This window comes from Variovorax sp. P4_D9 (assembly GCF_056401695.1).
Window position 1 is genome coordinate 1 of record NZ_JBFUIU010001464.1, and the last position, 1290, is coordinate 1290.

The following is a 1290-nucleotide window of genomic DNA, read 5'->3' on the forward strand; positions in this document are numbered from 1 at the left end:
TGGCTGCGATTTGGTCCATCGCCGGATTATTGGCGAACTGGAAATAAAGATGTCCCGCCCACCATCTTGGTCAGAGCAGGGTCCGCTCTGACACTTCATGCCATCGCCACTCACCTCCTGGCCTTCCGCCCCCTTCCATCCGTTCCCGGCAAGCGATCCAAGCCCTATCGCGATGCCACCGGCGCACGACGCACGCAAGCGTCTGCGCTCCAACAACAGGGCCAACCAATCGAAAAGGAAATCGAAATGACCACCAAGATCCAACAAGTTCTGCTGACGGGCAAGACCCATACGACGGCCAGCCGCCGTGAGGGCGCCCCGCGCGCCGATGAGCGCGTCGACATCCGGATGTCGACGCCCGGCAAGGCGGGCAATGAAATCGTGCTCGAGGCGATCCCGCTGCATCCCACCGCAGAGCAGTTGTTCGCCGGAGCCTGGTCGGCCTGCTACACCGGCGCGCTGGGCGTCGCAGCCAAGGCGAAGAAGGTGGTGCTGCCCACCGACATGGCCGTCGACATTGAAGTCGACCTCGGCCAGACCGGCGACGCGTACTTCATCCAGGCCCGGATCGATGTGCGCATGCCCGGCGTCGCACAAGACGTGGCTGAGGCCATCGCGCATGCAGCGCATCAGATGTGCCCTTATTCGAAGGCCGTCCACGGCAACATCGACGTCGCCACGAACGTCATTGCCGCGGAAGCCCTGGCTGCGTAATAACTCGGCCTCATCAGCAAACGAACCTCGCTGTCGACTCGACAGCGAGTGCAACAAACCACTCACCTTCTCGGAGAACAGCATGTCCAAGCCCCTCGCCAACAAAGTCGCCCTCGTCACCGGCGGTTCACGCGGCATCGGTGCCGCCATCGCGCGCCGCTTGGCGCACGACGGCGCCGATGTCGCCATCAGCTATTCGGCCTCCGCCGACCGCGCGGAGGCGCTGGTCAAGGAACTGAAGGATCTGGGCGCGCGCGCCGCAGCCTTTCAGGCCGACCAGGCCGACCCACTGCAGGTCGAAGCGCTGGTGAACAACACGGCTCGCCATTTCGGCAAGCTCGACATCCTCGTCAACAACGCCGGCGTGTTCGTGGTCGGCCAGGTCGGCGCGCCCGACAGCGACGTCGCCGCGCTGGAACGCCAGTTTGCTATCAACGTCGGCGGCATRGCCGCTGCCGTGCGTGCGGCAGTGCCGCTCATCAGCGACCATGGCCGCATCATCTCGATTGGCTCCGGCGCCGCCGATCGCACGCCCTGGCCTGGTGTGGCCGACTATTCGGCGACGAAGGCAGCAGT

2 protein-coding genes are annotated in these 1290 nt (G+C 64.8%); both read left to right on the top strand.

The genetic code is table 11. From position 1 onward, the window contains the following. Window positions 1–246 precede the first annotated feature (246 nt). The gene (locus AC1DY5_RS56025) at window positions 247–714 is read left to right on the top strand and encodes an Ohr family peroxiredoxin (protein WP_478122772.1); all 468 of its coding nucleotides are present in this window, start codon (window positions 247–249) and stop codon (window positions 712–714) included. Window positions 715–796: 82 nt separating this feature from the next. Beyond that, window positions 797–1290: SDR family NAD(P)-dependent oxidoreductase (locus tag AC1DY5_RS56030; protein ID WP_478122771.1), on the top strand; the 494-nt coding region annotated here is incomplete at its 3' end.